The organism is Paracoccus beibuensis (genome assembly GCF_026162625.1).
Lineage (GTDB): Bacteria > Pseudomonadota > Alphaproteobacteria > Rhodobacterales > Rhodobacteraceae > Paracoccus > Paracoccus beibuensis.
Map to the genome: position 1 here is coordinate 1 of NZ_JAOTBD010000068.1, position 8,030 is coordinate 8,030.

Consider the following 8,030-nt stretch of genomic DNA (forward strand, 5'->3'; position numbering starts at 1 on the left):
AAGATCATAAGAAGGGGAAAAAATAAGCTGTTGTTATAGCGTTATTTTTTAGGGGGGGTTAGGACACACTGTGTCCTAACCCTAGGACACACTGTGTCCTAGGGTAGGCTTTTTTCTTGCGTTCCATGTCCAATAAATTACAACGCCAATGTAATTTATTGGACAAGCCGCGACAGCTTTCTGTCTTCGCGTGTCCTACCCCTAGGACAGAGCCTGACCTATGCCTGATGACGACCAGCCAAGTTCGCTGCTTGTGAAGAAACAGCGCGGAACATGGGTTCAGACCGAACGTGCCGCTCACGAAGCGTGGGCAATGTTCTTGGGGCTACCCGGATCTCTGAATGCCTCTCGGGTGCTTCATCTGCTGATTGCCCGTGTCGAGGAGCATAACGCTGTGGTCATGTCGCAGAAGACCATGGCAGGCCTGTTGGGCATCGACATGCGAACGGTGCGCCGCGCAGTAGCCATGCTCAAAGAGCACCGCTGGATCGAAACCAGGCAGATCGGGGACCGAGGTACAGTCAACGCCTACATCATCAATGATCGGGTTGCGTGGAGCGGCCCGCGTGAGGGCATCCGATACAGCTTGTTCACGGCCAATGTCGTGATCTCGGATGCCGAACAGCCTGATAGCGACGCCTTGGACCATCAGGAACCGCTGCGGAAGCTCCCAAGCCTTTATCCTGGCGAGCAACAGCTTCCCTCAGGCGAGGGCTTGCCGCCGGAATCGCAACCATCATTCGAGGGGATGGAATTTGACCTGCCGGCGACGGTCAGAAGGAACACGCCCTGATGCCCGAACATTGCAACGCGGTGCGAAACAGGTGCAGGGCCGTATCATGCAACGCCACGAAACACCCTGATACGCCATGAAATACACGGCAGGCCAAGCTGCGAAGGCAGCAGGCGTTTCAAAGGCCACGATCACCAGAGCGCTGCAAACCGGGAAGATTTCGGGCACAAAGGACGACAACGGGGCGTGGAGCATAGATCCTGCCGAGCTGCACCGTGTATTTCCACCCGTTGCACATGAACCACCTGAAACGCATTCCGTGAAACAATCCGCAACACCTGAGAAACCGAATGAAACAGGGGTGTTGGAGCGTGAAAATCAGATGCTGCGTGAGGCGCTGATCGAGGCTCGGCAGGAACGGGACAGGTGGCACCAGATCGCAGAGCGTCTTTCCATTGCTCCTCCGGCACCTGCACCAATTCCGCAGAAGCCCGCAGGGGGTTTCTGGTCCCGATTGTTCAGGAAAAGTGGCGGCGCCTGAAACCGAAGTGCTTACCGGGTAGCGCGCTGCTGGTTGAGCTGGAACAGGCGGGACAGGATTTCGTCATCGGTCAAGGCACCGCTGCGCCAGTCGTCGCCCCAGCCATAGGCCTCAGCCACGGCCTCATCCAGCGCCTTGTGCGTATGGTCCAGCCATGCAAGGCGGGCGTTGTAGAGGTTGGTCAAGGTGCGCTTCTTCAGCTCGGCCTCGGCCTTGGCATCCACAGGTAACAGGCGATCAGGATAACCCGGCACGACTTCCGGCACCCGCTGCACCAGGTCGGGTGGGTTGAGCCAGTTTTCCCGCAACTTGTTCAGCTGGGCAGCGGCGGCAGCAATGGCTTGGGACTGCGGATCGGCGATGTAGTCTGCGGCGGGAGTATTTGGGGTCAAGCCTTCTGGGAAGGGGAAGGTTTCGAAGGTTGTGGAGGGGGTATAGCGGGGGTCGTTGCCCACCCCGAGGAACGTGCCCATCCGCAGCGACCAGAGTTCGTGAAAGCGCGAGTGCAGGATGCCGAAGGTCGTGTCGTCGTCGGGGGCGATGGTAACAACCCGGCAGTCAGGAACAGTACTATTGTCTGCCCACACAAACAGCCGATGCTTTGCCACTGCACCGTGTTGGTCCAGTTGGTGTGGATGCGGATGCGGTCCATATCAGACACGATCAGCAAAGGCGGATTTTCCAGGGCGATGGCATATTGCTGCAGCTGGGCAAAAGCCCGGTCCAGATCCTTGCGCTTGCCCTGGTACTCCCACGCAAAGCAGTTCCTGCGCCAGACGTCTGCCCAGCCTTCGCCGCCCGAAGTCTTGGACGCGCCTTTCTCGAAGGTGAACCATTCGCCCTTAGGGTCGGCGCTGATTGGATCTTCAAGCCCCAGCATTCGGCAAAGGTCGTTGAAGTGCGATTGCGAGGCGCTGCGTTCCTTCAGTTCGACATTACGCCACTTATTAATGAATTCCTGCGGCGTCATTCCTGTCCCTGACTTTTATTGGTTTGGTCCGCCTTCGCCGCCTCCTTCAGGCGGCGCGGCGACTTATCGCTGCCGCGCGATTATCCGAATATTCTGGGTAGATCCCGGGCACCGTGCAGCACCCGAACAATCTGTACTTCCTCATCTGTATTGAGAAAGAAAATCAAATGGCGCCCATGCCGGGCTGCGCGGAGCCCTGCACCCACATCGCCACGCGCAGGGAAGCTTTCGGGACGTTCAGCAGCCTCATGCATCTTGGCCTCGATCTCGGCCAAGAACGACAGGGCACGCCCAGGATTGTCCTGAGCGATGAAGTCACCAATCTCGATCAGGTCGGCCCGCGCAGCGGGCAGGATCACCAGACGTGGCACAGATCAGGTCTTTGCCGCATAGCGAGCGCGAAGTTCTGCAAACACCTGGTCGGCAGGAATGCCTGGCCCGCTGTCCAGCCCTGCCTTGATCGCCGCTCGCAAAGCTTCAAGATCACGCCGCTCCGCATCTCGGTTGCGCGTCCAGTCGCGCAGAGCCTCGCGGACGACCTCGCTTGTTGAAGCGTATTCTCCACCTGCAACCGTCTGCCGCACGGCTTCGGCCAGTTCGGACGGCATGGTGATCGTCATTCTTTCAATAGCGCCCATAGCGGCACCTCCTGAGAAAGACACACTTAGTCATACGTATGATGATACACCGCGAGCAGGAGAGAGGGAAGCAAATGATCTTGCGGCTCCCCCTCTCTCAACCTCCAGAAGCAGCCCAAGCGGTCGGGTGTTATGCGGCGGAGATGGGAAGGGGCCGGGATCAGCCGGGGGTTGTGAGGCGAAGTGACTGAAAATAAAACTTGCCTCATCATTGGAAAATATAGGAAGCCAGTGCTCAAGACTAAAAAATCCTATGGAGAAATATCTTGTTGAAAGAGGCGACCTCAGTCGACACGAACGAAGATCAACAATTTAAAGTTTGTATCATTGGTGCAGGTGCGGCAGGTATTACATTAGCATTGCGACTTGCTAGATCGGGCCTTAGTGTTGCTCTACTCGAAGGCGGCGATCTAGAAATGACTGAAAGATCTCAAACCCTTTATGAGGGCGCGAGTGAAGGATATGCAGAATTAGACATTTCTCGGCTACGATATTTTGGCGGAACTACTAACCATTGGACTGGTTACTGCCGACGACCCGGACCATCTGATTTTGCTATCCGCCCTTGGCTACCAGAAACCGGCTGGCCAATTAAAGTGGAGTCCGTTGATCCTTATCTCGAAGAGGCAGCACGGATTGTCGAGGTTGCCTCGCAGTTTGATGTAGCTTCGTGGACTAATCGTTTAGAAACAAATCCTCTTAATATCACATCTGCGGATCTTCAGCAGGAAGTAAGTTTGGTCGGCCCTCCAGTACGGTTTGGAGAAAAGTATCGATCTGAAATCGAGGCCACGCCGGAAATCACGTGCCTTACTGGAGCCAATGTGGTCGAAATTGAGGCCAATGCCTCTGGAGATCGTGTAAGCGCCGTCCGCGTTCGCAGCTATGATGGGAAAGAATTTCAGATCACAGCAGATTACGTTGTACTTGCATGCGGTGGCATTGAGAACGCTAGACTACTTCTTAATTCAGATAGCAGGATACCAGGAGGACTTGGGAATAGTTCAGGTACTGTTGGTTGCTTCTTTGCTGATCATGCTATTGTTAGAGCTGGGCAGGCTTTTATTTCACCTGCGGCAAGCGGCATCTTTCAGCGTCCGGTTTGGACAACAGAGGATGGCAATACGCTGGTCCCTCACTTGATTGCCACTCCAGAAGCCGCCGCGACGGCAGGAGTGGGCCGTTGCGCTCTTCGCGCTAACCGCCGAAACCCTGGACAAAGAAGCTTTACTGACCGCCTATTCAGCAAGGTTTCCGATTATTTACCTTTTGGCGATGATGCTGAGCCGGAGGAATACGAGCTTCTGGCTTTCGCCGAGCCCATTCCAAACATCAACAATCGAATGACACTGAGCGACGAGCGAGATGCAATGGGGATGAGGAAGATTAATTTGATCTATCAACCGCACGAATTAGAAATGCAAGCGGTTGAGCACGTAGTGAAGCTGTTTGGCGCAGCACTTGGAGCTGCAGGTATAGGTCGAGCGCAAATCGATACTGCTCCATTCGAAGAGCGCTTTTTTGATTGGGGATACCATCATTACGGAACCACTAGAATGAGTGCGGATCATACTTCCGGAGTGGTTGATGCAGACTTGAAAGTACATGGTTTAGATAACTTATATATTGCAGGCACTTCTGTATATCCAAATGGCGGGATTATGACTCCCACTATGACTTTGGTCGCGCTGACTTTGCGTCTTGGTGATACCCTTGAGAAAAGGATGTTGTAAAAATGGATCGTCGACGTCTAATTGGATTAATTTCCGGATCTATTCTATTTTCTTTTAATTTTAGATCCTCTCAAGCAGCCATGCCGCCTGCCTCATTTCTAGAATCGCCGGAATTAGCTCGTATTGCGGCAGCCGTGGGGCGCCAAGAGGGCTTAACCGCAAAGGATCTCGACGTCGTAGCACAACGGATTTATGGACATGCCGCGTCTCTAAGCTCACGCTCTGCGTTACGGGCACTAAAAATGAAGGCAAAGACAGATTTTGCTGCAGGCAAAGTGCTTTTCTGTGACGGCTGGATGTTATCACAGACTGAGGCAATAGGCTTGTGGGTTCTAGTGGAGGCCCGTCGTCAAGGTTTGCACACCTATTAGATTAGAGATTGCGCGATCCAAGATCAAAACGGAAGTTAAGATTGTCACTCCATCAGAGCTGCTACGTAATTTTTTGCCGAGCTTAGGAGCTTTGCGTGCAATGCTATTCTTATGGCGAGGGTACAGATATGCGAAGCCATATGTAACTTTATCCAAGTTTAGCCGAAAACCATGATTTTCAGAACTGTCCAGGCATCTTGGGGAAGCGGATTATTTCTGCATAACACTCGTTACAGCAGGTGAGGCTGCCGGAGGTTGAAGGAGAAGGGCAGCTCTGCGGGACGTTTCGGTCATTCAGAGTCGAGGCGCATCAGGATTTCGTCATGGAACGAGCCGTTCACGAACAGGGCCGCAGTATCCACAGCCCATTCCGTAAAGCCTGCCCGCTGATACAAACGACGAGCGGGCTCATTTGTGGCAACAACAGACAGGCGTATAGAGCGGCAATCACAACTGGCTTCGTCAATTGCAGCCTGCAGCAGCTTTGAGGAAAGTCCCGTTCCACGCGCGGGCGGACGCACAAACATTCCCCAGATCGTAGCTATATGGCGGACCTTCTCAGATTGACCCTTCATGACGCCGATCACACCTTCCAGCGCCTGATCGCCTCTAAAACCTCCAAAAACCAAGCCAGCAGAAAGTTTTTGCGATATCAGCGTGAGGGGCAGTTCAGCTTCATCTTCATAAGAAGCACCGAAGGCTTCTGGATGACGCTCCAATCCTTCGAGCCGAACGGTCCGGAACTGAACGGCATCTTCCCCGGAAAGTCTTCGAACAAGCATATTCCGCATCTCTCGCTACAGTCACGGCCCAGCATAGAGATGGCAGCGACCGGCAGGAAAGGGCTCTAAGCTACCTGTCTCGGAACAGAGCGCAGATAAGGCCATGGTGACATTGCTTAGAGATGGCGATCGGCATCCATACGATTGTGCAGGACCCGGATAATATCCAGTCGGTCTCCTCGGTCCCGGTAGTAAATCACATGCGATCCAGTTGAGAGCCGCAGGTAACCGGGGCGCACATCAACGGGGCGGCCTCGTTTGTGGTCATGGGCCAGAGCTAGGCAGGCATCTTGAATTTCATCGGTGTAACGGTCGGCCTGGTCCGGCCCCCAAGTCTCCGCGCTGTAGTCCCAGATACCGTCGATGTCCGCCTCTGCCGCTGGCGAGAAGGCGAGAGGTTTCATCCAGCCTCGAACTCCGCCCGCTTCCGCGCCTTGAAGCTGTCGAAGTCAAATGGACGTGGCTCCCCGGACTGCTCCCCCGCGATCAGCGCGTCCTGCAGGGCTTTGACCTTCGTCTCGTGCTCCTCTAGCAGGCGCAACCCCGCCCGGACCACATCACTTGCCGAGCCGTAGCGGCCGGCATCAACCTGGGCACTGATGAAGCCGGTGAAATGTTCGCCGAGCGAAACAGAAGTGGTGCGGGGCATGGACGCTCCTGGCTATGCTTGGGGTGTAGCAATATATAACACAGAGCTGCCAAATTGCCAAGGCTCGCAGCTGATAGGCCCCTTCCAAGGCCTTAGACACACCAATGAGACCGCTTTTGACGTGTCCGATCAGCGTCCTGACGCCTGTCCTTAATGTGTCCTGTTTAGGAAGAGATTGTTTTTTGTTGCGCATGCTCGTCCAGCGGTGGTTCTGTGTGGGGCATGCGCCGGACAGAGGTGGACATAGCGGGACAGCCAGTATGACGATGCTTTCACTACGAGAAGCCGCACAACTTTGCGGCCGGGGAAAGTCAACAATTCAAGCCGCCATCAAGGAAGGAAAGCTGTCCGCTGGCCGGAATGAGAGGGGTGGGTATCAGATTGATCCCTCTGAGCTACACCGTTTTTTCCCCTTTTCTCTGTCCAGTGACGGGACATGGGACAGAGCGAATCGGACAGAAGCAGATAGAGGTCGAGCCTCGGATTCAGATGATCTTGGGGTGTCCGGTAGTGTCCTAAACGCAAGTGATGGGACAGGACAGAACGCGTCCGAGGCCGAGTTGCGCGTAAAATACCTCGAGGAGCTTCTTACAGCTGAAAGAGCCGGGCGCGCAGATGTGAAACAGGCGCTGCAAGCGCGGGTCGACGACCTCCAAGCCACGGTTTTGGACCTCCGGAAACGCCTAGACCAGGCCGAAGAAGAGAAAATGCGGCTTTTGCCGTCACCTGATGCTGGTGAGCGAAAAGCAAGAACGCGGCCACGAGGACTGTGGGCGCGCCTGACAGGGAGGTAATGTCAATCTAGTCGCTTTGCTTGCCATACTGCGGATCATGAGATCGCTGGCGGGCGGGAAGATCTGGTTCCATTCCTTCCAGGATAGGTTGTGAGACCGGGGGCAGCCCTTCGCCTGATGGCAACTGCATTTCTCCAGGAAGCAGATCCGGGATGCGCCGCAACGCAGCCTGATGGCCAAGGCTGTCGCGATCCGGCTGTTCCTCTTCGGAAACGACGACTGCTGCCGAGAACAGGCTGTAGCGGATGCCATCACGCTTCCCCGTCCAAGCTACGCGATCATTGACGATGTAAGCGTTCACAGTCGCAGCGTTTCCAAGCTGCCGAACCTCGATCCAGTTATCTGCCTTCAGGACCGACAGAGCGGTCCTCACTGCGCGCTCGGACCGTCCAATTATCTTGGCGAGAGCAACTTGAGAAATCACGACAGCATTGTGATCCCCAAGCCGCGCTGTCAGCGCATGCATGATCTGGGCTCCAACAGGAGATTTGGCGATGAGGTTCATCCAAGCCTCATGGGCAGATCGTTCAGTCTGAACCCAAGTTCCCTGCGATCGACGTTCTGGCAGTTGTTCCAATCCTAGTCGCTTTCGTTCCAAAATTAGGAATCATGCTGCCGCATAGGCACTCATGCGGCAACTAATATTTTACATCTCTTTCCATTTTTTGGAACGGTGGTGCCGGTCCACCGGAACGGCGGTGCCGGTGGAACAAAAAAGGACCGGAACGGTGGTGCCGGTCCACCGGAACGGTGGTGCCGGTGGTCTTGAAAAAAAGCCTTACAAATCAACAACATATTTTTTTGCCTTCTTATGATCTA

Annotated in this window: 12 protein-coding genes; 4 read left to right on the top strand and 8 right to left on the bottom strand. The window is 54.8% G+C overall.

Annotated features, from left to right (window positions below):
• Positions 1-220 precede the first annotated feature (220 nt).
• Together OC159_RS19385 and OC159_RS19390 are read left to right on the top strand one after the other, a co-directional pair.
• Positions 221-793: a helix-turn-helix domain-containing protein gene (locus tag OC159_RS19385; protein WP_265502886.1), complete on the top strand. Its 573-nt coding sequence runs from the start codon at positions 221-223 to the stop codon at positions 791-793.
• Positions 794-869: 76 nt separating this feature from the next.
• Positions 870-1,274, top strand: a complete 405-nt coding sequence (locus OC159_RS19390; RefSeq protein ID WP_265502887.1) for a MerR family transcriptional regulator — start codon at positions 870-872, stop codon at positions 1,272-1,274.
• Between the two features lie 11 nt (positions 1,275-1,285).
• Here the strand turns inward: OC159_RS19390 and OC159_RS19395 are convergent, their stop codons facing one another.
• The 4 genes from OC159_RS19395 to OC159_RS19410 form a co-directional block, all read right to left on the bottom strand.
• Positions 1,286-1,666, bottom strand: a complete 381-nt coding sequence (locus OC159_RS19395) for a hypothetical protein (RefSeq protein WP_265502888.1) — start codon at positions 1,664-1,666, stop codon at positions 1,286-1,288.
• Positions 1,663-2,244 (bottom strand): type IIL restriction-modification enzyme MmeI, encoded by a 582-nt coding sequence (locus tag OC159_RS19400; RefSeq protein ID WP_265502889.1) that lies wholly within the window; start codon positions 2,242-2,244, stop codon positions 1,663-1,665. The genes OC159_RS19395 and OC159_RS19400 overlap by 4 nt, the downstream gene beginning before the upstream one ends.
• 80 nt (positions 2,245-2,324) lie before the next feature.
• On the bottom strand, positions 2,325-2,603 hold the full coding sequence (locus tag OC159_RS19405; RefSeq protein ID WP_265502890.1) for a type II toxin-antitoxin system RelE/ParE family toxin: 279 nt from the start codon (positions 2,601-2,603) through the stop codon (positions 2,325-2,327).
• Between the two features lie 15 nt (positions 2,604-2,618).
• A complete protein-coding gene (locus OC159_RS19410; protein ID WP_265502891.1) occupies positions 2,619-2,882 on the bottom strand; it encodes a type II toxin-antitoxin system ParD family antitoxin in 264 nt (87 codons plus the stop codon).
• Between the two features lie 269 nt (positions 2,883-3,151).
• Here OC159_RS19410 and OC159_RS19415 point away from each other — a divergent pair, with 269 nt between their 5' ends.
• Complete coding sequence (locus OC159_RS19415; protein ID WP_265502892.1) at positions 3,152-4,615, top strand: FAD-dependent oxidoreductase; 1,464 nt, start codon at positions 3,152-3,154, stop codon at positions 4,613-4,615.
• A gap of 661 nt (positions 4,616-5,276) precedes the next feature.
• On the opposite strand, the gene OC159_RS19420 is transcribed toward OC159_RS19415, so the two are convergent.
• The 3 genes from OC159_RS19420 to OC159_RS19430 all read right to left on the bottom strand — a co-directional run bounded on the left by OC159_RS19420 (position 5,277) and on the right by OC159_RS19430 (position 6,417).
• A complete protein-coding gene (locus tag OC159_RS19420; RefSeq protein WP_265502893.1) occupies positions 5,277-5,777 on the bottom strand; it encodes a GNAT family N-acetyltransferase in 501 nt (166 codons plus the stop codon).
• A 107-nt stretch (positions 5,778-5,884) separates the two neighbouring features.
• Positions 5,885-6,172, bottom strand: a complete 288-nt coding sequence (locus tag OC159_RS19425; protein ID WP_265502894.1) for a type II toxin-antitoxin system RelE/ParE family toxin — start codon at positions 6,170-6,172, stop codon at positions 5,885-5,887.
• Positions 6,169-6,417 (bottom strand): type II toxin-antitoxin system ParD family antitoxin, encoded by a 249-nt coding sequence (locus tag OC159_RS19430; protein ID WP_265502895.1) that lies wholly within the window; start codon positions 6,415-6,417, stop codon positions 6,169-6,171. The genes OC159_RS19425 and OC159_RS19430 overlap by 4 nt, the downstream gene beginning before the upstream one ends.
• A 266-nt stretch (positions 6,418-6,683) precedes the next feature.
• Between OC159_RS19430 and OC159_RS20290 the strand changes: the two genes are divergently transcribed.
• On the top strand, positions 6,684-7,211 hold the full coding sequence (locus OC159_RS20290) for a helix-turn-helix domain-containing protein (RefSeq protein WP_407674159.1): 528 nt from the start codon (positions 6,684-6,686) through the stop codon (positions 7,209-7,211).
• 7 nt (positions 7,212-7,218) lie between these two features.
• On the opposite strand, the gene OC159_RS19435 is transcribed toward OC159_RS20290, so the two are convergent.
• Complete coding sequence (locus OC159_RS19435) at positions 7,219-7,716, bottom strand: hypothetical protein (protein WP_265502896.1); 498 nt, start codon at positions 7,714-7,716, stop codon at positions 7,219-7,221.
• Positions 7,717-8,030: the final 314 nt, after the last annotated feature.